The sequence below is a fragment of the Brevibacillus reuszeri genome (genome assembly GCF_002897295.1).
GTDB lineage: Bacteria > Bacillota > Bacilli > Brevibacillales > Brevibacillaceae > Brevibacillus > Brevibacillus reuszeri_A.
In genome coordinates, this window is sequence record NZ_BEXF01000027.1 from 1 (window position 1) to 22,694 (window position 22,694).

At 47.8% G+C, this 22,694-nt stretch carries 22 protein-coding genes and 1 other annotated feature; of the genes, 2 read left to right on the forward strand and 20 right to left on the reverse strand.

Annotated features, from left to right (window positions below; genetic code table 11):
* On the forward strand, nt 1-92 hold a 92-nt coding region (locus C3B52_RS28765), incomplete at its 5' end, for an IS3 family transposase (RefSeq protein WP_164684983.1).
* Between the two features lie 64 nt (nt 93-156).
* Here the strand turns inward: C3B52_RS28765 and spoVT are convergent.
* From spoVT to glmU, 9 genes are all read right to left on the reverse strand, one after another.
* Nucleotides 157-699: a stage V sporulation protein T gene (gene spoVT, locus C3B52_RS28770; RefSeq protein ID WP_103109805.1), complete on the reverse strand. Its 543-nt coding sequence runs from the start codon at nt 697-699 to the stop codon at nt 157-159.
* Between the two features lie 250 nt (nt 700-949).
* Nucleotides 950-2,020 (reverse strand): peptidylprolyl isomerase, encoded by a 1,071-nt coding sequence (locus tag C3B52_RS28775; RefSeq protein WP_103109806.1) that lies wholly within the window; start codon nt 2,018-2,020, stop codon nt 950-952.
* Between the two features lie 31 nt (nt 2,021-2,051).
* Nucleotides 2,052-5,609, reverse strand: coding sequence for a transcription-repair coupling factor (gene mfd, locus C3B52_RS28780; RefSeq protein WP_103109807.1), 3,558 nt, complete (start codon nt 5,607-5,609; stop codon nt 2,052-2,054).
* Nucleotides 5,610-5,824: 215 nt separating this feature from the next.
* Complete coding sequence (locus C3B52_RS28785; RefSeq protein WP_103109808.1) at nt 5,825-6,055, reverse strand: anti-sigma-F factor Fin; 231 nt, start codon at nt 6,053-6,055, stop codon at nt 5,825-5,827.
* 108 nt (nt 6,056-6,163) lie between these two features.
* Nucleotides 6,164-6,733, reverse strand: coding sequence for an aminoacyl-tRNA hydrolase (pth, locus tag C3B52_RS28790; RefSeq protein ID WP_103109809.1), 570 nt, complete (start codon nt 6,731-6,733; stop codon nt 6,164-6,166).
* A 92-nt stretch (nt 6,734-6,825) separates the two neighbouring features.
* Nucleotides 6,826-7,800, reverse strand: coding sequence for a spermidine synthase (locus C3B52_RS28795; protein WP_103109810.1), 975 nt, complete (start codon nt 7,798-7,800; stop codon nt 6,826-6,828).
* A 136-nt stretch (nt 7,801-7,936) separates the two neighbouring features.
* Nucleotides 7,937-8,560 carry a 50S ribosomal protein L25 gene (locus tag C3B52_RS28800; protein WP_103109811.1) on the reverse strand — a complete coding sequence of 208 codons (624 nt, stop codon included), beginning with the start codon at nt 8,558-8,560 and terminating at the stop codon, nt 7,937-7,939.
* A 91-nt stretch (nt 8,561-8,651) separates the two neighbouring features.
* Nucleotides 8,652-9,602, reverse strand: a complete 951-nt coding sequence (locus C3B52_RS28805) for a ribose-phosphate diphosphokinase (RefSeq protein WP_103109812.1) — start codon at nt 9,600-9,602, stop codon at nt 8,652-8,654.
* Nucleotides 9,603-9,624: 22 nt separating this feature from the next.
* Nucleotides 9,625-11,010, reverse strand: coding sequence for a bifunctional UDP-N-acetylglucosamine diphosphorylase/glucosamine-1-phosphate N-acetyltransferase GlmU (gene glmU, locus C3B52_RS28810; protein ID WP_103109813.1), 1,386 nt, complete (start codon nt 11,008-11,010; stop codon nt 9,625-9,627).
* Nucleotides 11,011-11,205: 195 nt separating this feature from the next.
* Here glmU and C3B52_RS28815 point away from each other — a divergent pair, with 195 nt between their 5' ends.
* Nucleotides 11,206-12,222 carry a CobW family GTP-binding protein gene (locus tag C3B52_RS28815; protein WP_103109814.1) on the forward strand — a complete coding sequence of 339 codons (1,017 nt, stop codon included), beginning with the start codon at nt 11,206-11,208 and terminating at the stop codon, nt 12,220-12,222.
* Nucleotides 12,223-12,269: 47 nt separating this feature from the next.
* Here the strand turns inward: C3B52_RS28815 and spoVG are convergent, their stop codons facing one another.
* From spoVG to metG, 11 genes are all read right to left on the reverse strand, one after another.
* Complete coding sequence (gene spoVG / locus C3B52_RS28820) at nt 12,270-12,557, reverse strand: septation regulator SpoVG (RefSeq protein WP_049742862.1); 288 nt, start codon at nt 12,555-12,557, stop codon at nt 12,270-12,272.
* 352 nt (nt 12,558-12,909) lie between these two features.
* Nucleotides 12,910-13,293 (reverse strand): RidA family protein, encoded by a 384-nt coding sequence (locus C3B52_RS28825; RefSeq protein ID WP_103109890.1) that lies wholly within the window; start codon nt 13,291-13,293, stop codon nt 12,910-12,912.
* Nucleotides 13,294-13,300: 7 nt separating this feature from the next.
* Nucleotides 13,301-14,134 (reverse strand): pur operon repressor, encoded by an 834-nt coding sequence (gene purR / locus C3B52_RS28830; RefSeq protein WP_103109815.1) that lies wholly within the window; start codon nt 14,132-14,134, stop codon nt 13,301-13,303.
* Nucleotides 14,135-14,189: 55 nt separating this feature from the next.
* Entirely contained in the window at nt 14,190-15,068 is an 879-nt protein-coding gene (gene ispE, locus C3B52_RS28835) for a 4-(cytidine 5'-diphospho)-2-C-methyl-D-erythritol kinase (RefSeq protein ID WP_103109891.1), read from the reverse strand.
* 299 nt (nt 15,069-15,367) lie between these two features.
* Nucleotides 15,368-15,550 carry a small, acid-soluble spore protein, alpha/beta type gene (locus C3B52_RS28840; RefSeq protein WP_103109816.1) on the reverse strand — a complete coding sequence of 61 codons (183 nt, stop codon included), beginning with the start codon at nt 15,548-15,550 and terminating at the stop codon, nt 15,368-15,370.
* A 111-nt stretch (nt 15,551-15,661) separates the two neighbouring features.
* Nucleotides 15,662-15,934, reverse strand: a complete 273-nt coding sequence (gene veg / locus C3B52_RS28845) for a biofilm formation stimulator Veg (protein ID WP_005830485.1) — start codon at nt 15,932-15,934, stop codon at nt 15,662-15,664.
* Nucleotides 15,935-16,146: 212 nt separating this feature from the next.
* Entirely contained in the window at nt 16,147-17,043 is an 897-nt protein-coding gene (rsmA, locus tag C3B52_RS28850; protein WP_103109817.1) for a 16S rRNA (adenine(1518)-N(6)/adenine(1519)-N(6))-dimethyltransferase RsmA, read from the reverse strand.
* Nucleotides 17,044-17,046: 3 nt separating this feature from the next.
* Nucleotides 17,047-17,595 (reverse strand): ribonuclease M5, encoded by a 549-nt coding sequence (gene rnmV / locus C3B52_RS28855; protein WP_103109892.1) that lies wholly within the window; start codon nt 17,593-17,595, stop codon nt 17,047-17,049.
* 168 nt (nt 17,596-17,763) lie between these two features.
* A complete protein-coding gene (locus C3B52_RS28860; protein ID WP_103109818.1) occupies nt 17,764-18,858 on the reverse strand; it encodes a 3D domain-containing protein in 1,095 nt (364 codons plus the stop codon).
* Between the two features lie 347 nt (nt 18,859-19,205).
* Complete coding sequence (locus C3B52_RS28865) at nt 19,206-19,976, reverse strand: TatD family hydrolase (protein WP_103109819.1); 771 nt, start codon at nt 19,974-19,976, stop codon at nt 19,206-19,208.
* A 27-nt stretch (nt 19,977-20,003) separates the two neighbouring features.
* Nucleotides 20,004-22,034, reverse strand: coding sequence for a methionine--tRNA ligase (gene metG, locus C3B52_RS28870; RefSeq protein WP_103109820.1), 2,031 nt, complete (start codon nt 22,032-22,034; stop codon nt 20,004-20,006).
* Between the two features lie 57 nt (nt 22,035-22,091).
* Nucleotides 22,092-22,345: a binding site (T-box leader), on the reverse strand.
* Nucleotides 22,346-22,694: the final 349 nt, after the last annotated feature.

The following is a 22,694-nucleotide window of genomic DNA, read 5'->3' on the forward strand; positions in this document are numbered from 1 at the left end:
ATATCGACTACTATAACTGCAAGCGAATCAAGACAAAATTAAAAGGCTTGAGTCCAGTACAATACCGAACTCAAACCCTTCAGATTGCTTAAATAAAATACGTGTCCAACTTTATGGGGTCACTTCAGACATGCGAGGCTGCTTCTTTTTACACACCTATTGCTCCATCTGTTTGGCGAGGAATCCGGCTGCTGTTTCTGCCATTTTCATCTCCAAGTCGCTCATCTTGGTGGATTCATTTTTATTGAGAAGAATGACTGACCCGATTGGATCGCCGCCGGCTACGATAGGAGCAACCACGAATGATCCATACGTCTCATTCATGTCGCGACAAATCTCATACGATCCCGCATTTTTCTCCAGGCGTGTTTTTCTTTCCTCCAAGCTCTTTTCCACAATGCTGCCAATTGCTTTTTCCAGATATTCCTTTTTTGACGCACCCGATACGGCAATCACGCTGTCCCTATCCGAAATCAATACGGTATGATTCATACTCTCATAGAGAGAGTCAGCGTATTCTTTTGCGAAATCTCCCAGTTCTCCAATTGGTGAATACTTCTTGAGAATGACTTCTCCGTCACGGTCCACAAAAATCTCAAGCGGGTCGCCTTCACGAATGCGCAGTGTACGACGAATCTCCTTGGGAATCACGACCCTGCCGAGGTCGTCAATTCGACGAACGATACCAGTTGCTTTCATGTCATGTTGCCTCGCTTTCCCTGAGAAGTGGGTAGTGAAATGAAATGGTGTTGTTGGTTGGTTAGCTGTATTTTTTCCTGAAATTCTAATTTTAACTATGCGTGACGGCTGTAATTTTTACCAGATTGTTTCAGTTACTCTCCCCCGGGTGGTAGCGAGTGATTATAGTATTTGCCCACGCTTCAAGAATATGCGAGAAAACGAAAAAACAGGGAAATTTGCTTCCCTGTTTTTAAGTGAGCCTATGTTATTACTTTGCCGCTGGGTGTTTTGCTTCAGGAACGTTGTACTTGGTGATGAGCTTGTCCAGCTCAGTTTTGCCAAATTCATCGTACCCTTTCTCCAGTGCACTTGCACGGAGCTGGTCTTTCATTTCGTCAAACGTTTTTTCTTTGCGGTTCTCTACCTTGATGATGTGGTAACCGTAGTCTGTTTTAACTGGTGGTCCCACTTCTCCAACTTTTTGTGCCAGGGATGCCTCTTTGAACTCAGGCACCCACTGCGTTACGTCAGCATTTTCATACAGGCCGCCAGTTTCCTTGCTGCCTGGATCATCCGTAAATTCCTTCGCGAGCTTTGCAAAGTCCTCCCCTTTTTTCAGGCGAGCTTCCAGATCGTTAGCCAGCTTCAATGCTTCCTCTGGCGTACGTTTTTCGGTGGAGATCAAAATATGACGGACAGAAGCAGTCGTACGGGACGCTTTATCCATGCTGTCATAAATCGGCTTCAATTTAGCGTCGTTAATGTCCTTTTTCAGCACATTGATCGAGTCGTTGATGAGCGCCATTTGGTTAATAACCTTTTCCTTGGTTACTCCTTGGCCCTCTATCAGCTTGGTAAACTTCGCTTCGTCTTTACCCAAAAAGCCCATGTACTGGCCTTTGATTTTCTCAAAGGTTTTTTCCGCCATATCCTTGGACTCTTTTTGGATCGCAGCATCAGCGCGGGACGCCAAAATTTTAGTCGCTGTGTACTCACGGGCAAAAGCTTTCAGCGCATCGTTGTCAGCAATCTCAATCATGCCGCCTTGTTGAGGATTCATGAAGTTGATAACACGCAAAAACTCTTCATACTCCTGACCTGTTACGGTTCCTCCCTGATACTCAACTACCACTGCCTTAGGATCTACCGTAAACGGCAAAGTCAGTTTAGGAAATTGAGTCAATGGATCATTGGCATCTGCCGCCTGATTCCCATTTTGGCCATCTGTCTGATTTGCTGGTGGTTGGTTAGACTGCGCATTTTCTTCCGCTTTTCCGCATCCAGTCATGAGTGCCACGACCAATACAGCCGAAGATAAAATGGCTACAGAACGTTTCATAATTAAGGTTCTCCCTTCCTGGCAGGCCCACTCATTTGTCTAGGACATAGGGCTCTTTCGTACCAGTGTCTCGACGCACCTGATCGAATTGACGCAGCAGCTTTTCAACCAACTGCACGCCTTCGTCTTCTCTTAACCCTTTTACTTTAACAGCAATAGTGATCTGTTGTCCACCCGAGAGCCCGACTCTCCGGCTCCAACTACTGGCAAGAGCAAACAAGGCTCCTCCATCAATGTTGTTGTTTTGGCTAGGATGCAGAAGCAGCTTGATTTCATCCGGGTTCTTTTGACTAATTTCCGTAATGTGGTGCTGTAGGGCATATACGCGCAATCTGGAAATGGTCAGGAGATTATCAACTGGCTTTGGTACAGGACCGAAGCGGTCGAGCAGCTCTTCTGCCAGATCATCGACGTCCTCCAGCGAAGAAACAGCCACAAACTTTTTGTACATTTCAATTTTTTGCCTGCTATCCGTAATGTACAGCGAAGGAATATACGCATCCAGCTGCAAATTGATTTCCACAGGTGTCACAATTTCCTGCTTGACCTCGCCTTTCAGCTCATCGATCGCTTCCTTGAGCATCTGGCTGTACAAATCAAATCCGACTGTGTTGATAAAGCCATGCTGCTCAGCGCCGAGCAAATTACCCGCGCCGCGAATCGACAAGTCGCGCATAGCGATCTTGAATCCGGAGCCAAGCTCGGTAAACTCCTTGATGGCCTGAAGACGCTTCTCGGCTACCTCTGTCAGTACCTTGTCGCGCTGGTACGTAAAGTAGGCATACGCGATCCGATTGGAACGACCGACCCGACCACGCAGCTGATACAGCTGGGACAAGCCCATTTTGTCAGCATTGTAGATAATCAGCGTGTTTACATTCGGGATGTCCACACCTGTCTCAATAATGGTCGTACTAACCAAAACGTCAAAGTTGCCCTCTAAAAAGTCGAGAATGACGCCCTCCAGCTCGCTTTCATTCATCTGTCCATGGGCTACCGCGATACGTGCATCTGGAACCAGCATGGAAATCTGCTCTGCCATCTGCTCGATCCCCTGCACCTGATTGTACAGGAAGAACACTTGACCATCGCGGGCGAGCTCTCGTTCAATCGCTTCACGAACCAGTGCCGGACTGTAATCCATCACGTATGTTTGTACCGGGAAGCGATTTTCTGGAGGCGTTTCGATGACAGACAAATCCCGAACGCCCAGCATCGACATATGCAACGTCCGCGGAATTGGAGTTGCTGTCAGCGTCATGACGTCGACATTCGTTTTGATCTGCTTGAGCTTCTCCTTGTGACTTACACCAAAACGCTGCTCCTCATCCACGATGAGCAGACCCAGCTCGCGGAAATGCAGGTCTTTGGAGAGTAAGCGATGTGTACCGATGACGACATCGACTGTACCTTCCTTTAGCCCCTTCAAGGTTGCGTTCTGTTCTTTGCGTGAACGGAAACGACTCAATACCTCAACCCGAATCGGATATTCAGAGAAACGCTCGCGAAATGTTTCGTAGTGCTGCTGAGCCAAAATCGTCGTCGGCACAAGAACAGCTACCTGCTTGCCATCCATGACTGCCTTAAAGGCTGCACGAATCGCTACCTCCGTTTTTCCGTAGCCTACGTCTCCACATACTAGACGATCCATTGGACGCTTTCGTTCCATGTCAGTCTTGACCTCTGCAATAGCTCGCAGCTGATCCGGCGTTTCCTGGTACGGGAACATCGACTCAAACTCACGCTGTTCTGTTGTATCCGTAGAAAAGGAGTGACCGACTGCCGCTTCCCTGGCAGCATACAGCTTGATCAAATCCTCCGCAATGTCTTTGACCGAGGATTGTACCTTGTTTTTGACACGCTTCCACTCACTGCCGCCCAAGCTGTAGATTTTGGGAGTAGCTTCTTCGCTCGCCACGTACTTTTGCACATGGTCGATTTGGTCAATCGGAACAAACAAACTGTCGCCCGCAGCGTATTGAATATGAAGATAATCTTTATGAATTCCGAGTATTTCCTTGGTTTCAATTCCAAGGTATTTTCCAATACCGTGATTGACGTGCACGACGTAATCGCCCGGTTTTAACTCCAGGTAGTTCTTGATCCGCTCGGCATTGTTCATCGTTTGCTGTACTTTGCGCGCCTTGCGCTGCTTCGCTGTAAATACCTCGCCCTCCGTGATGACGACAAGCTTATTCAAAGGAAGCTCAAATCCGGTTTGCAGGTTGCCCAAAATGATGGTTGGACGTCCCGGCGGCACCATTTCTACGACGTCTCCAAGTACATCTGCTTCCATCTCATAATCGTGCAGGACGCGTTCCAATCTTTTGGCACGCTCCATGTCTGCTGCTACGAAAACGATTTGATCCTGTGACTTTTTCCAACGAGCCAGCTCCGTTTTGAGCACGTTCATTTGCCCATGGAAATTTTGCATGGTGCGACAGGTCAGATTGACGATATTTTGCGGCTGTGTCTTCGGAGATTGTCTCAGGAAAAGGGACAAGTATACGATCTGCCGCTTTTTGGTCATCACGATATCTTCATACGTACGAGACAGGCTGAGATTGGCCATATACTCACCCTGAATGATTCTGCCTGTGAGCCACTCTGCTTCTTCCTTTTGCAACTGAGCAGACGTATCCAAGACGCGAGAAGGCTCGTCAATAATGAGTAGAGTTTCCGCTGGCATGTAGGACAGAAGTGTATCCTCGGTTGGATATATCACCGAAATGTATGAATAAAGCTGAGGGAAACGCTGCCCCTGGCTCATTTTCTCAACATCTGTCCCGATGCGCTCGACTACTTTTTCCTTGGCTCCACCATCCTTTAGTTTGGCAACGGTTTCACCAAGCTTTTGTTCTAAGCGCACAGCGGATTCTTGAAGCAACGGCGTCGATGCAAACATTTCTTTTGCCGGACCGAGGACATACGTCTGTACGGATTCCAGAGAGCGCTGGGAAAGCATGTCAAACGTACGGATCGAGTCGATTTCCACATCAAACAGCTCGATTCGCACAGGCCATTCAGAATCGATCGGATACAGGTCGATAATTCCGCCGCGGACGCTCAATTCTCCTTTGCGCTCAACCATATCAACGCGCTCGTAGCCAAGCTCAATACAGCGCAGTAAAAAGGCTTCAATGTCCAGCTCTTCACCGACAGTGAGCTTGATTTGCGCTTCCTTCCAAACCTGTGGTGGCACCACTAATCGCCTCAAGCCTGCGAACGGCGCAACCAAAAAACCCGTAAAGCCTTGGGCCAAACGGTTGAACACATGAATTCTTTGTGCCAGCATCTCTGGACTGGCCACGGCAAGCTCTGAACCGATCAACTCGTTGCCTGGATAGAGCAATACTTGATCGGGGTCAACTAGCTCGATCAAATCTTCATATACTTTTTGCGCTTGGTACATGTTATGGGTCACAACACAAACAGGGCGATCAGTCATCTGTTTCACTGCCGCCATAAGCGTCTGTCTGGCTGAGCCTGCCAAACCAGAGACGAGCTGTTCGTGTAGTCCCTTTTCCAGACCAGCCACGATCGTCCCGACATTTGTGTCCTGTTTCATCGGGTTAATGATGACTTGCATTCACTAATCCCCTCTCTCATTCTTCTCGGGTAAAAACCTCTACCAGGACTATTCATGGCAAGGTGTTTGCTTTAAGAAAAAGTTGTTATGCATTTCAGAAAGTTTGCCAAGAGACAGTACGCTATGGTGACCGAATGAGTCGACCATGCGAAAAGAAGCCTTAGCTCCCCAAGCTAAGACCTTGTCAGTGCAAGCCTTTCAAAAAGAGTATCCACTTATTGAAGCGGGCTTCCAACCAGCGAAAGTTCTGGATTATGATTCAGCGCTTCACGGCAATAATCGCACGTGATGCTGACAACCGTATCTCCACTCTGTTCTCTCGATATTATAAGAGCACGTTCCTCTGGGGTCAAGGAATCAAACCCGAGCTGCGCTTCTGTCACTTGTGTTTCGTCAAATTCGGCAATTTTCATCCCGCAACAACGACACGTATATCGTATGCTCATGTATATGCCACCCCCATACTGTTCATATCGCTTAGTATGGACTTTTCGATGGGAAATCATACTAGAGGCACACGATCGCTGTACGAGTGCTTGAGTCATTCGTGCCTGTTATTTTTTCAAGCTGTTATAATGATTCATCACTTTTATAAATGGCTCTCTTGTCCACATGGCGGCCGCATCTGCTGCAAGTGTAACAGCCTCGTTAATGTGTTCCTTCTCTGCAGCCGGGAATGCTTGCAGCACATAATCACTGACGCTTCTTCCGGGCTCTGGACGGTTGATTCCTACCTTGATCCGTTTGAAATCCTGCGTACCCAAATGTGCAATCATGGACTTGATGCCATTGTGTCCCCCTGCACTTCCTTTTTCCCGCAAGCGCAGCTGTCCTGTCGGCAAATCCAGATCATCAAAAATGACGACCAAATCATCCGGGATCAGCTTGTAAAATTTCATAATTTCTGCGACCGATTCACCAGACAGGTTCATGTATGTTTGAGGCTTAACGAGAAGAACCTTTTCTCCTTCCAGTCTCCCCTCGCCTACGAGCGCACGAAACTTGTTTTGCGTAACAGGGATACCCCATTTCTCGCTAATCTTATCTATGGCCATAAATCCAGCATTATGTCTTGTGTCCTCATATTTTTTGCCAGGGTTGCCCAATCCGATGATCACTTTCACTCTGCTTCCCTCCTAATCTCCCCTCATTGTACTAGAATGCCGACGTGAACAAAAGAAAAAGCCCCACCGGGAGTGGAGCCAAAAAAGACGTGCTAATCTGTTTCATCCTCGATTAAAGCCAATACCTGATTGCTATCCGTTTGGATTTCATCCTCTTCCCAATATTTTGCGTATCCATAACGGATGTGGAACATATCTTTTAACCTTGCGGGGTTCAGGTAACGGTTAGGAACGGAAATTCGCACCTCTGCCGCTGAAATGGGTCTGGTGGAGGCTACCATAAATCCCCAATCCTCTTCGTACTCCACAATCAAGTCGAAATGGTAAGGCAATACGGAAAAACCTGCAGCTTTAAGCGTTGCTTGAATGGTACAAAAATATTCGGGCATGGCAGACAGGACTGAGCAGGCAATGCCCACGATTCCTCCGGGATTCAAACGCTCCTGCAACAGTCTGTAAAATTCCCAGCTGTATAGTCGCCCCAGCGAGAGGCTGTTCATCGTCGGTTCAGGAAGATCCAGAATGATAGCATCCCACTTCTCATCGTTCTCCTCAAGAAAAGCTCTGCCGTCGGCTACTATCGTACGTACCTTGGGATGATTCAATGAGCCCTGATTGAATTTGACCAGCGGCTCCAGTGTCTTCCCGAACTCCATCATCACTGGGTCTATGTCGACAACGGTAATCTCTTTGACATCCGGATACCGAAGCACTTCCCTTGTCGTAATACCACCTCCCGCACCAATGAGCAGAACGCTGTCACGTTTTTTTGCCAGAGATAAAGGCACATGAATCAGCGCTTCCCCGTACATGTCCTCATCATCGGTCGTACCGAACATCACATATCCGTTTGCATACACTAACATTTGGTCATTGTGCTCAACCAGCGCGACCTTTTGAAAAGGCGTTTGAACCTTGCGCAGAACACGATAAGGCCCATCTGGTTGTTCATCCTTGGAAACGTACTGTCTGAGTATTCCTAACCAATACCGTACGAAAATCCAAACCAGTAACCCTACAACCGCTGCAATGCCTGCACCCGACGCAATCCAAAAAAGCTTGTCCATACCTGTCTCGATTCCACCCTCTCTTTGTGTATATAGTCAAGGTATGAAATCGGTTCGTCTTTTGCTTGGATACCTGTCCCTTAAGGCAACAAGAAAAAGGCTCAGAGCTGTCCATCTGAGCCTTCTACCTGATATTCTATACTTTTTTTGCCTGTTCTGTTGTAGACTCTGCCTGCTCCGCTACCTCTGCGGCAGCATGCTGTGCTTCGATGGACTCCTCTGACTTGGCTTTGACCGGCAGTACACTGATTAGCACTTCCGTAGAATCCAGCCCCAGCTCAACACCAGGAGGAATTTGCAAATCACTGACCAGTACGACATCACCAATATTGAAGCCATCCACATCTACCGTAAATGATTCCGGGATGTTTCCTGGCAGACAGCTTACCTCTACACTATGGCGGATGAGTGTTGCAACCCCCAGCTCCGGATCGCCTGTCATGAGGACCGGTACAGTCGTATGGATCTTTTCATTCATGTTAATCTTCTTAAAGTCGGCATGCAGAATGTTCCCCATTAAAGGGTGGCGCTGCAGCTCGTACACCATCACATCATGTGCGCTGCCATCTACGCTTAATCGAAAAGGTTTGTTCGTCGCCTGATGGCGCAGAGCAGCATCCAGATCCTTGCCCAAGACTTGGATGGTCTGATTGCCCATATCGCTGCCGTAAACAATAGCAGGTACCCACCCATTTCTCCGCAATGCCTTAACGGTGTTACCCGTGCCTAGAGCGCGCGATTGTGCCTGTATCGCTTCCACAAAAAAACCTCCTTCAGACCGCTAGTAAAAGTTTCCTCACTAGCTTGTCCATCGGAGGTTTATTTCAATCCCCTAAAAGGGGAAGGCTTGATTAATCAAACAGCTTGCTTACAGACAGCTCTTCGTGTACGCGAATAATCGCTTCACCAATGATTGGTGCAACGGACAGAACCGTAATTTTATCAATGATTTGTTCCTCTGTCAGCGGAATCGAGTTGGTTACGATCAGCTCGCGAATTTTCGAGTTAGCGATACGCTCGATGGCTGGTCCAGACAGAACGGGATGCGTGCAGCATGCATAAACATCACGAGCACCTGCCTCTACCAGTGCATTGGCAGCGAGTGTGATGGTTCCAGCTGTGTCGATGATATCGTCAATGATGATTGCGGTTTTGCCTTCGATGTTCCCTACGATATTCATAACCTCAGCTACGTTTGGCTCAGGACGACGCTTGTCGATAATGGCGATTGGCGCTTCCAGACGTTCTGCCAGTTTACGAGCACGAGTAACCCCACCATGGTCTGGAGATACAACCACGATGTCAGACAGACCTTTTTCAGAGAAGTGTTTACCCAGAATTGGTACTCCCAGCAGGTGATCCACAGGGATGTCGAAAAATCCTTGGATTTGTGTAGCATGCAGGTCCATTGTGATGACACGTTGTGCCCCTGCAGTTTCGATCAGATTAGCAACCAGCTTGGCAGTGATCGGATCACGCGCGCGAGCCTTGCGATCTTGGCGAGCATAGCCGTAGTAAGGAATCACTACGTTAATGCTTTTTGCAGAAGCGCGTTTGAGTGCGTCCACCATTACCAAAAGCTCCATCAGGTGTTCATTAACGGGAGCAGACGTTGGCTGAATAACAAATACGTCACAACCGCGAACGCTTTCATTCAATTTGATTTGGCATTCGCCATCACTAAAGCGCACTGCTTGTGCGTTTCCGAGCGGTACACCAATGTGTTCAGCGATTTCTTTTGCCAGTTCCGGGTTTGCGTTGCACGTAAATACCTTCAGTTTTGGGTCGCGGTAGTTAGCCATGATCTTCTCTTAGAACCTCCCGTTATGATTGCTTTTTGCCCTTGCGAGGCATTTTGCTAGCGTAGTCTAATTTATTTACCTGACGCTCACGTGCAATCGCAAGCGCATTATCTGGTACATCCTGATTGATTGTCGAACCTGCAGCAACGTACGCATTTTGTCCCACAGTGACTGGAGCAACCAAGTTGGTATTGCAACCAATGAATGCTCCGTCCTGGACGATTGTTTTATGCTTTACTGCCCCATCGTAATTGACGGTAATCGTTCCGCAGCCAATATTGACTCCGTCACCAATTTCCGCGTCACCTACGTAGCTAAGATGAGGGACCTTTGTACCGTCGCCAATTTTTGCATTTTTCAATTCTACGAAATCACCGACCTTGGCATTGCGCCCGATCTGTGTTCCCGGACGAATGTTGGCATATGGGCCAATCGTAGTTTCTGCATCAACACTTGCATCAACCATGACAGAGTACGTAATGGAAACACCATCAGCCAATTCGACATTGGTCAAATCGACTTGTGGACCGATGACGCAATCTGCACCAATGGTTGTCCGTCCGCGCAAGTGTGTACCCGGCTCGATTACGGTATCCGACCCGATGATGACATCCGCCTCAATGTACGTAGAGGAAGGATCAATAATCGTCACACCATTGCGCATGTGAGCTGCCGCAATACGCTTACGCATGTACGCCTCAGCTTCAGACAGCTGCACGCGATCGTTGACACCCATCGTTTCATCCGGGTCCTTCGCTTCGAATGCTACTACCTTTTCACCAGCATCGCGCAAAATGGCCACACAGTCTGTTACATAGTATTCACCTTGCACGTTGTCATTTTTCACTTCCGCCAAGGCTTTCCATAATTTTCGGTTGTCATAACAGTATATTCCGGTATTAATCTCGCGGACCGCCCTTTCCTCATCGGAGGCGTCCTTATGTTCCACGATTCGCAATACTTCGCCTGACTCATTCCGCACGATTCGCCCATAACCCGTAGGATCAGAAAGCACGGCTGTCAAAACAGTCGCTGCCGCTTGCTGCTTTTCGTGATAGCGTAGCAAATCGGACAACGTCTGAGCAGACAAGAGAGGGACATCTCCGTATAAAAGAAACGTAGTGCCTTCTTTATCTTGTAAAAACGGCGCTGCCTTCGAAACGGCATGTGCCGTTCCCAACTGTTCTTCTTGCAGTGCATAAGTGATGTCCTCGCCAAGTTTGGCGCGGACTGCGTCAGCACCATGACCTACGACGACAACGATTTCCTCAACCTGCATGTTGCCAAGCGTATCCACTACATGCTGGACCATTGGCTTACCGCACACAGGGTGCAAAACCTTGTACAGCTTCGATTTCATCCGTGTACCCTGACCAGCGGCCAAAACCACGGCATGGATCTTAGACATGTCAACCCTCCATCGTAGAAGTTCCACAATGACTATATCTTAATCATATGTGGATTTCAAGACACTCGATGCAGGATTCTGACTGTTTCCCTGATCTTTCCTGAAAGTTAGCCATATAACGGACAACATTTAATTTTCTGATAAAAGTGTGATATATTGATGGGCGAAAGGGGTTTTTAGAGGAGGTAGGAATACATGAGTGCTCAGGTTTACTTACTGACTGGATATTTGGGAAGCGGAAAAACTACACTTTTGCAAAAATTACTTACTCATCTGCAGCAGCAGGATGACAAGGTTGTGGTCCTGATGAATGAAATGGGCGAGGAAGATATTGACGGAGAACAACTACAAGGTTTTGGCTTTCCTGTAAAAAAATTATTGGACGGCTGCATCTGTTGCTCCATCCAGGGGGAATTGACCGAGGGGTTAAAAGAAATTCTCCAATCGCTTGCTCCCAACCGTATCCTCATTGAGACGACTGGTGTCGCAGACCCGATTGATGTGGTCGATGCGCTGACTCACCCAGAATTGTATGATCGATTGCAGCTTTCCGGAATCGTAAGTGTCGTAGATGCTTCTCGCTTCCTGGAGCTCAATTCTCGTTTTGCCTCTACAAGCACTTTGGTCAAAACCATTCGCAACCAAGTCAAATACGCAGACCTGCTCCTATTAAATAAAATTGATCTGACCACACCCGAGGTTATTCAAAAAGTGGAGCAAAAATTAAAAGAACTAAATCCACTTGCTCCGATCCATCAGGCCATCCAAAGCGATATGAACCTGGAGAGCCTATTATCAGTCGAACGTCTGGTAAAATCGTACACCAAAGACAGTGATCCCGAAAAAATGGTACCCGTACAAAAAACAATTGGACGACTCTCTCCCATGGACAAGCTTAAGCAGTCGCTGGGTCTACGGACGAGCAAGCCATCTCTTTACAATAGTATCGACAGCTTTTCCTACCAGTTCACCGGTCCGGTCCATGCTGAAAAATTTGAGGACTTTCTTTATGCTTTGCCGAAAAGCGTCTATCGTGCAAAAGGGTACGTTCTTTTTCACGGCAAGCAAGAGCTTATTTCTTTTCAGCATACAGATAATCAGGTTCATCTGTTTCCGTTTGAAAACTTTGGCCCTAAGATGGTAGCCGTCTTCATCGGGGAGGGAATGGATCAGGAAAAAATCTTGAACGATCTAAAAGATTGCTACGCGTAACGGACGCCGAAGCACCCTGCCGGTAAGGGACAGGGTGCTTTGTTTGGTTATGCACCAGCTTCGATGGTGCTTTCTTCTTCTTGACCTACGCGTTCGTACTCATTCAATACTGCCGCTTGGATTTTTTCTCGAGTAGTCGAGGAAATCGGGTGCGCGATATCACGGAATTCTCCATCCGGTGTACGCTTGCTCGGCATGGCTACAAACATGCCATTGTTCCCGTCAATGACACGGATATCATGAACCACGAATTCATGGTCGATTGTAATGGATGCAATCGCTTTCATCCTACCATCCGTATTCACTCGGCGAAGTCTTACGTCTGTAACTTCCATCTAGTTCACTCCCTTTATCTATGAAACGCGTTTAGGAGTATTTCCACCCTCTGGGTAAATATTCCTGCTAATCTTATGCAAATTTTTATAAAATATATAAAATTATTCATATCATTGAGCATATTTACGAGATAACTTTAAGACTACGGTCATAAAAACATTAGAAAACTTAGCTACACCAAGCTTTTGGCGGAGCCTTAGTTGCACTTATACTATCATCCTTACATTTATACTTTCCGATAGTACAAAAAACAGCCCAATGCGTAAGCGCGCATCAGGCTGTTTTCTATTCTCATTGCCTTTTTCACTAAAAAGCGATCGCTCTCCATGAGCAGGCAACGAGAGAGGTTTTTTATGCTTCCAAATAGGCAACGATTTCAATTTCTACTTTCACGTCACGCGGCAGACGCGCAACCTCTACAGTAGAACGAGCCGGCTTATGGTCGCCAAAATACTGACCGTACACTTCGTTCAGCTGGCCAAAATCGTTCATGTCTTTAATAAACACAGTTGCTTTCACTACATTGGACAAGCTTCCGCCTGCTTCTGCCAATACAGCTTTAATGTTCGCGAAGACTTGATGAGCCTGTGTTGCGATGTCGCCTTCTACCAATGTACCGTCTGGACGCAGCGGGATTTGTCCGGATGCAAACAAGAACGGACCTACCTTTGCCGCTTGGCTGTAAGGACCAATTGCTGCTGGAGCCTTGTCAGTTGAAACAAAAGAGATTGCCATCATTCATCTACTCCCCTCTATTTTCAAAAAAGCTGCCTAGCTCAATTTCTATCTGCTTGCCCTTGATGTCCACATCCTGCAGCTTGGCAAGTGAAACATAATCATCGACCAGACGCTCAGACACGTCGGCCGTAGTTTCCACCAGAACGCCGCATCCAACTACCGTAGCACGGAATTCCTGCAACAGATCGATCATGCCCCGCAGCGTACCGCCGGCCTTCATGAAGTCGTCCACAATCAGGACACGCGATTGCTCAGCAAGAGCACGTCTAGCCAGTGACATGGTTTGAATCCGCTTACTGGAACCTGATACATAATTGATGCTCACAACTGAGCCTTCCGTTACCTTGTTGTCACGGCGCACAATCACCACTGGAACGTTCAGGAACATGGCCGTCGCATATGCAAGCGGAATTCCTTTCGTTTCCACGGTCATGACGACATCTACATTCTTTTCTGCATAAGCAGTCGCAAAAATCTTGCCGATCTGTGACATCGTAGACGGGTTTCCTAGAATGTCGGACATGTACAGGTATCCACCTGGCAACAGTCTCTCCGGGTTAGCCAGATGAACCATCAGATCACGAATAAACTGAAGGGCCTCGTCCGTTTTGACCTGGGGAATAAACTTTACTCCCCCCGCCGCCCCCGCCACCGTCTTCAACAAGCCTACACCTTGGACTTCAAACGCTTCCTTGATGATAGACAAGTCCTCACTAATAGATGATTTCGCCGCCCCGTATTGTTCGGCAAACAAAGTAAGAGGAGTCAGTGTGTGGGGATGAGCAAGCAAGTGCTGCGTCATGTCGACCAGACGCGCACTTCTGCGCAATTTCTTCATGGCTCTTCCTCCAAAACCGAATATTATGGTGCTAATGTATCATTTCCATACGGGTTCATGCAAGCACTTCCCCTTCACTGGCGCCTAACATTCGGACAACATACACATCTTTGACGAATCCACGCAAGGCATTATAGATGCGATGCACTTTGGCTTCCTTTTGTACAAGGGCAAATACAGTCGGTCCACTGCCTGACATCAGGACTCCATCTGCACCTGACGAAATCATGAGCTCCTTGATTTGCCGTACCTGTGGATGCATGGATAACGTTACATTTTCAAGCACATTCCCAAGCGAATGGCACATCAGGGAGAAGTCTTGTCTTTCGATGGCTTGAAGCATCTGCTTGGTTGGCGGATGGTTAGTAATCTCCTGTACACGCAAATTTCCGTATACGTCTGGAGTCGATACACCTACCGGGGGCTTGGCGAGAATGATCCAGCACGGAGCTGGCGTCCCTAGATGCGTGATTCTCTCTCCACGCCCTTTTGCTAGCGCTGTGCCTCCATAAACGCAGAATGGCACATCAGAGCCGATCTCTGCACCTAATACAGCCAGCTCGTCTGTCGTCAGGCCGAGCTTCCACAATTGATTCAATCCGCGCAACGTGGCAGCAGCATCACTGCTTCCACCTGCCAAACCGGCAGCGACGGGTATTTGTTTGTCGATATACATGTGTACGCCCTGGCGCACCTGATAGCGTTCTTTCATAAGGACTGCCGCTTTATACGCATGGTTGCGAATATCATCTGGTACGAAGCTGGCAGAACAGTCCAGCGTAATCTCACCATCTTCGCGTAGGGTCAGATCTACACGATCAGCCAAGTCTACGGTAGTCATCACCATTTCCACTTCGTGATAACCGTCCGGCCGTTTGGCAAGCACGTCAAGAGTCAAGTTGATTTTGGCCGGAGCTTTGACCGAGATACGCACGTTGTTCACCTCTGCCCACTTTCTCAATTTCCTAGTTCCCTATTGTAGCATAGGGATTCTCTTCCATGCCACTTGATCAACCAAAAAGAATATGTTGGCTATGATAAGGCGAAAGATTCGAAAAAGCGGCACTAGCGTAGCATGCTTTTGGCCCTCGTCATTCCATCCCGGGAACGCTATGTATCAAACAAAAAGACCAGGGAATCCCCTGGCCTTGTCAACGAGTTTGTTTGGTATGCGAAAAGCGCCTCGACCCTCTTGCGAAAACCTACAGCTGCACCGCTCGGACAATCAGCCCGTTATAGCTTTTTGGCAGCTAGCGCTTCCTGAGCCATCTGCACAGCCCGTTTTACCATGTTGCCAGCGTCACGCGTCGTGATGGCACCCCAGCCCTCGGCTTTCACCTTATCGTAAAACCCAAGCTCCTTGGCTAGCTCCATTTTGAACTCCTCTGACATCATGCTGCCTCGTCTGCGACCCATGATAGCCTCCCTTCTCGTTGACAAGTTTAGTTTGTCCCACAGAGGCTTTTTCAAAGGCAGAATATTATCTGCTCCTACTCCGAAAAATAAAACAGTAGAACCCAAAGGGCTCTACTGTTGTACAAATGTAATGCGGATGTGCTCGTTCTCTCGGCACACCGTCAACTCTACTGTTTCCGTCAAGATGTCAGCATAGCTGTAAGAGACCCGCTCAAAGAGTTGATCATCATCAAGCTTTACCACAAACACAGATGGGTATGTTTCCTCGAGGATGCCACTTCGTTCGACAGTTTTTCGGCGGCCACCGTTAGCTTTCAACAGGATGCGCTCACCAATGTGCCCGTCTAAACTGCGTTTAATGTCAAGTAACGCGTTTCTTGCCATTGTTCCATCCACCTCGCTTAAATCTATTATAACAGCACATGCTTATTTTGTCAAAGAAATAAAAAATTATAGCAACCCAGCCGATATTTTGTCAACGGGGTTTTTTTCATGAAATACGTAGATTTTTGTCACTAATATCGTCACTAAATGCTGAATACATAAAAAAACCCCATTTTTGGCGTAATTAGCCCAAAAACAGGGAGGCATTTTCATTATTTGCTGATCAAACCGCGCCGTAAACCTTCGTTTGCAAGTCGAGAAAATTCTTCAATACTAAGTGTCTCCCCTCGACGAATCGGATCGATTCCGATGTCAGCGAGCATCTGTATCACTTCATCCTTTTGCGTTTTTAGAAACAGACCATTCATCAGGTTGTTCAGCAACGTTTTGCGTCGCTGAGCGAACGAGCTGCGCACAACTCGGAAGAAAACGTCCTGGTCATCCACCTCGACAGGAGGACGGTCTCTCACCTTTAGACGAATCACGGCAGAATCTACATTTGGACGCGGAACAAAGACACTAGCAGGCACAATCATAGCTACTTCTGTTTCCGCATAGAATTGTGCTGCTACGGAAAGAGAGCCGTAATCCTTTGTCCCTGGCTTGGCTGCAATCCGCTCCGCTACTTCCTTTTGGATCATGACGACGATGTTTTCTAGTGGGAGACGCTCTTCTAAGAGCTTCATCAGGATCGGCGTCGTCACGTAGTAAGGTAGATTGGCTACTACGCTCAGCTTGTCCACGCCAGTCATTTTTTCCTCTATCAAGGACTTCAGGTCCAGCTCCAGCACGTCTCCATGCACAACCTCGATATTTTCATAGGGAGACAGCGTATCCTCCAGAATAGGCAAAAGACGTTGATCGATCTCAATCGCCATAACCTTACCTGCCACGCGTCCCAGCTGCTCTGTGAGCGCACCTATACCCGGACCGATTTCTATTGCACCCTTTGCTTTGGTCAGATCAGCGGCTGAAACAATATTATGCAGGATATTGGTGTCAACCAGAAAGTTTTGACCGAGACTCTTTTTAAAGGAGAACTCGTACTTCTCCAAAATTTCCTTGGTTCGTGTAGGTGTGGCGATATCCTTGCCAGCTAGTTGGGTCATGGCTTACTCCCTCTCTTTGTTAATGGCTTTCATAGCCGCTTCAAATTCTTCTCGATTGATCTGGAAAGCGTTTAGTCGCTGCAACATCTGCTTCGCATTTGCGTATCCGATGCCAAGAGCCTCTCCCAGCTTTATACGGCGCTCCTTGGAGTCTGGACCTGACGTCAGTCCGTTTTCGAGCATATCGTCTGCCGTAATCTCTCCTGCCGTTTCTGCCATCTCTGTACGCACTTCTGACAGTGCACGAATGATAACTTCGTCAGAGGCGTTCTCGACCCCGATATCGCCTTTTTTGGTGCCGTCCTCCTGTGTGATAAAGGCATGCTTGCAGCCAGGCACCTGACGGCTAATAATTTTGCGGATGCGCTCCCCCTGATAATCAGGGTCCGTAAAAATGATAACACCGCGCTTTTGCTGCGCGAGTCTGATTTTCTCGATCGTTCTTGTATGGATGGCAGAGCCGCCCGTCTCAATCGTATCCGCTTTGACCGCCCTCTTGATTGCAGCGGTATCGTCTCTTCCCTCTACCACGATGACTTCTTTGATCTTCATCATGTGCTCCCACTTTCGTACAAAAATCCGTATGGTACTAGTGTGCCAAAAAAACCAAGCCCAAAGCCCAAAAAGGGTGAAACGTTTTTGGGCCCTGGACCGTCTTACTAGTATTCAGCTTATCATGACTGGCTAAAAAACGGAAAGACAGGAGCAATCGCTCCTGTCCTACGGCTTCTGCGGACCTATAATGTAAACGGTTTTGTTGCGCTTGCGGCCAAACTGGACCGCTTCCGATTCTGTGCCAACAAATACGTCAATCTTACCACCACGCATAGCGCCACCCGTATCTTCTGCTCGACGATACCCTACTCCGTCAATGTAGACCCACCATCCATATGGAATGACCTTTGGATCTACAGCAATCGTATGACCTGCCTTAGCCTTTACCCCTGTCGCCGTTCGACCATAGCCCGGCGAGCTAGGATGTTTGCCTCCACCTGATGGTGAATAGGCAGTTAGAGTAACACCAGTCAGTACTTTTTTCGGCCTAAACACTTTTCCACCACGAGAAACCATACCTGCTGAAGCGACCAAGACCCGTTGTGATTTATCATCCGTTTGGAGTGCTGGGACTGCAGTTCCGACAGCGATCACATGGTCCTTCTTTGGTGCAAGTACGTCTCTTGAAACCAGTTCACGGGAGACCTCCTTCCCATCTTCCATGACCAGCTTGTAGTGTGCAATTGCCTTACCTTCTTGCCCGCTTTGTAACACACGGGACTTGCCCTTTTCTAACGAGGGATCATTCTTGCGTATTTCCTGAAAAGCAACTTTCTCCTCCACATCGACCGTCTGCTCCACAACGCGCTTGATGCTTATCGCAGAATCTTTGGTCAACGATGCGGTCAAGGCCGGTTCTACCCGGTCCTTTTCACTAAGCGCAATGCCGCCGTCCTTCAACGCACCAGCTACATCGCGATTGAGTGTCTGTATCACTTTTGTCTGCCCGTCAACCTGGACTGGTATTGACCAGGTTGTATGTAAGGTAATTATTGCTCCGTCTGTTAGCTTCGTCTGAGGTGTCGGTTGAAGGGAATCCTTTTCCGTTACCGTAATGCTTCTCTCGGTTAAGAACTGCTCGACGGTCTTTGCTTTGGTAGCTACCGTCTTACTTTCTCCGTCCAACGAAAAAGTGACCTGTTTTGGCTGGGTAGCCTGGGCAGAGAAATAGCCAATCATGGGAACCAGCACAAGAGCAAGGCAGCCGAAAAAGACAAGCCCCCGATTCTTATACCTTTCCCAAATTGCGCGTAACTCCATTTCCCACACTCCTTTTCCTAGAAAAGCGCGTTGGCTTTTCCTGTCTAGCCAGGTAAGGGTCGATGTAATTGCACTAATATTCTGGAAGTGGCCGGTACTAATTAAGGTCGGATTTGATTGTATGTTATCTTCCCGGCTTTGTCAAATTTCCCCTACCTTGGCCGAAGCGATAATGGAACCAGACTAGCAAAAAACCAATGGCGAATGGTAGCAGGTTCCTGTCGAGAGCACGTGTCGGATGGACAATAATCGTTCGACACATTGTTCATGGTATGCGTCGATAAAAAGGAGTAGAACAACGACAAAAAAGCGGGAAATCCACGACAGCCGTGATTTCCCGCTTTTACTTATTTGCTTAATCGAAACAAACGCTTGGCATTGTCAGTAGTAATTTGCGCCATTTCCTCGTAAGACAAGCCACGAATGTTCGCCATCTCCTCGCAGACATAGCGGACGTAGCCACTCTCATTTCGCTTGCCACGGAACGGATGCGGCGTGAGATATGGGCAATCTGTTTCTATCAATAGCTTGTCCTGTGGTACTTTGGCCGCTACTTCTTTTGGCTGCTTGGCATTTTTAAAAGTAAGTGGTCCCCCGAACGAAATATAGAAGTTCATATCGAGAGCGAGCTTGGCTGTTTCCCAGCTACCGGAGAAGCAGTGCATGATCCCGCCCACATCTGCTGCCTTCTCTTCTTTCAAAATGGTCAAAACGTCCTGATGGGCATCCCGGTTGTGAATAATGATCGGCATATCGAGCTTGCGCGCAAGACGTATCTGCTTGCGAAACACCTCTGCCTGAACATCCTTCGGTGATGTGTCCCAGTAGTAATCAAGACCCATCTCACCCAAGCCTACGACTTTTGGATGACGACTCAGCTCCTCGATCCACTCCAGATGCTCATCAGTCATGTCCTTGGCGTCTTGCGGGTGCCAGCCGATGACTGCGTAGATAAAATCATGGGCTTCTGCCAGCTCCATGCAGGTCGGGATCGTCTCTGCATTAAATCCGATGTTCACAATCGTACTGACGCCATTTTCTTGCGCGCGGGCGATGACTTCTTCCCGATCCTCATCAAATTCCTTTGCATTTAAATGCGCGTGCGTTTCAAATAACACAGCTGGTCCTTCCTTTCCTGCCCCTTGTTACTTCACGATTGCTCCGTTTGGCATACCCTCGTCTACTGTAGCAAGTGTCAGCTGATCGCCTGCAGATGCTGCCAAAATCATGCCTTGGGACATTTCGCCACGCAGTTTTACTGGCTTGAGGTTGGCAACCAGAATAACTTTTTTGCCCACCATTTCTTCCGGCGTGTAGTACTTGGCAATCCCAGAAACAACCTGACGCTTTTCATAACCGAGATCCAATTGGAGAATCAGCAGCTTATCTGCATTCGGATGCTTCGCACATTCTACTACCTGTGCTACGCGCAGCTCTACTTTGCCAAAATCATCGATGCCGATCTCGTCTTTGGCATCTGCCGGCTTTTCAGCTTGGGCTGCTTCAGTTTGGTTTGCAGTTGTTTCACTCACAGCTGGCTCCCCTTTCAACGCGTCTTGCTTTTTCTTATTTTCTTCTGCCTGGCGGCGTGCCTCTGCTGTCGAATCATCGATGAATGCCAGCTCGGCTTGAACATCCAGACGTGGGAACAAGAGCTCTTTACGGCTAACAGTGCTGCCTGCTGGCAGTCCACCCCATACGCCTGCGGATTCCCAGCTTGTCGCTTCGGCATTACCCAAAATACCCAATTGGTCCCAAATTTTCGTCGGTGCTTTGGTCATAAACGGCTGAATGAGCACGGAGCTGATCCGAATGCTTTCTGCGAGATTATACATAACAGTCGCCAGGCGCCCTTTTGTTTCCTCGGACTTCGCGAGGTTCCACGGCATTGTTTCGTCGATGTATTTATTCGTTCTTCCCACCAGCTCCCAGATGTGAGCCAGCGCGTTGCTGAAGCGCATTTCTTCCATATGCTCTTCAACCAGTCCTTTAGTTTTCACCGCCAGAGAAATCAGGCTGTCATCCGGCTCGCCCGCATCCTGGGCAGCAGGAACAACGCCATCGAAGTATTTTTCGATCATGGTTGCAGTACGGCTCAAAAGGTTGCCGATGTCATTTGCCAGATCATAGTTCAAACGTTGGACAAACGATTCAGGCGTGAAGATACCGTCTTGACCAAAGTTGATTTCACGAAGCAGGAAGTAACGAACACCGTCAGAACCATAACGGTCAATTAACAGCTTCGGATCAATCACGTTCCCTTTTGATTTGGACATTTTTCCGTCTGGCATCAAGAGCCAGCCATGACCAAAGATTTGTTTTGGCAGCGGAACATCGAGAGCCATCAACAGAATCGGCCAGTAAATCGTATGGAAGCGCAAAATGTCCTTTCCTACCATGTGGACATTGGCTGGCCAGAAGCGGCGATATTTGCTGTCATCATCGGACAGATAGCCAAGCGCAGAAATGTAGTTGGTCAAAGCATCGATCCATACGTAAATGACATGCTCTGGATCGCTTGGTACTTTAATTCCCCAGTCGAATGTGCTGCGAGAAACAGACAAATCCTGCAGTCCTGGCTTCAGAAAGTTGTTGATCATTTCGTTGCGGCGGCTCTCTGGCTGGATAAACTCAGGATTCGCCTCGATATGCTGAAGCAGTCTGTCTTGATATTTCGACATGCGGAAGAAGTAGTTTTTCTCTTTTACTTTCTTCACTTCACGTCCGCAATCAGGACAAATGTAGCCTTTGTCGGTCTTACATTGTGTTTCCGTCCAAAACGCCTCGTCCGGTATACAGTAATATCCTTCGTACTCGCCCAAATAAATATCTCCCTGATCGAGCAAGCGCTGGAATACTTTTTGTACCACGTCTTTGTGGCGAGGCTGTGTCGTACGAATAAAATCGTCATAAGAAATATCGAGTTTGTTCCACAAGTCTTTAATCCAATCGACAATCGGATCAATAAATTCCAGTGGCTGCTTGCCATCCTCGGCTGCACGCTCCTGGAGCTTTTGACCATGCTCATCTGTTCCTGTCAGGTAGTAAACATCATAGCCCTGCAGACGTTTGAATCGTGCCAACGCGTCACATGCAATCGTGGTGTAGGCATTCCCAATGTGCAGCTTGTTGCTTGGATAATAAATCGGTGTGGTAATGTAATAAGTCGGTTTCATTGCAACATAACTCCTCCTATTTACGTTTTAAAAAAAAGGAAAAGCCCACCCCAAATAAATTGGGGCGAGCTCTATCTCGCGGTACCACCCAAAAGCTCCATTCCCTCACGGAAAATGGACTTGGTGAGTCAAAAGGGACTCGACCCGTAACGTGGGCATACGCTGTAGACTACTGCGAACAGTCAAGCCGTCGCTCATTCATCAACAGGACTCAGGGTCCATGTTCAGCATGCTCGCTTATACCGGTTTTCAGCTAGCCCGGCTCTCTGGAATAAGGAGTATCCGCTTACTCTTCCCATCATGGTCGTTTGCTATAGAAATGCCTCATTTATCCTCTATTGTACACGACCGCAATGTTTTGTAAACATCCTCCTTGCGCCTTTTTACGGATAAGGAAAAATTGCGTATTCGACAAATTATGGTTACAAAAAAAGGACCTAACGGGAAAATAAGGTTTATTTGTCGAACTAGCTCTATATAATTCGACATAATACGACTTAAATTTCAGGCTATAATCCCAGTAAATTTTATCCATAAAATTTTCCATATTGTTGAAGTCGACCGAATAAACGTTGGTATATCAATCTTTTCATTTTCAAAAAACACTTTTCTTTTCAAAGAATTGTCAAAATGATGTTGACACCTTTGGGAATCGCTGGT